This is a genomic window from Priestia sp. SIMBA_032 (genome assembly GCF_046535215.1).
Taxonomy (GTDB): domain Bacteria; phylum Bacillota; class Bacilli; order Bacillales; family Bacillaceae_H; genus Priestia; species Priestia aryabhattai.
The window spans coordinates 1-258 of the sequence record NZ_JAWRXD010001022.1 but is presented as its reverse complement, the minus strand read 5'-3'; the positions used below and the strand labels follow the sequence as shown (position 1 = coordinate 258).

Annotated in this window: 1 protein-coding gene; it reads right to left on the bottom strand. The window is 69.0% G+C overall.

All coding sequences use genetic code 11. From position 1 onward, the window contains the following. Positions 1-244, bottom strand: a 244-nt coding sequence (locus SB717_RS37440) for a hypothetical protein (protein WP_410908190.1), incomplete at its 3' end; no start/stop codon positions are given. Positions 245-258: the final 14 nt, after the last annotated feature.

Genomic DNA, 258 nt, shown 5'->3' with positions numbered 1-258 from the left:
AGGTCAGTTCGGGTGCCCGTCCCAGCCCCGAACGCCAGGCCCCGTTATCGACTTTCGCCTGCGTGGCATCCCGGACACCACTGGCCCGGGCGGCCAGCTCCGGGCGGTCCAGCAGGTTCGCCAGATCGAGTAAAGCCATCATCCGGCCGGCTACGCCGTGGCACAAGCTCACGTCATGTTCCGGCGCTTCCTCCGGACGGGCCAGCAGATCAAGCGCGGCGCCGAACCAATCGGCCCCGGCCACAGGCTCACCTACCC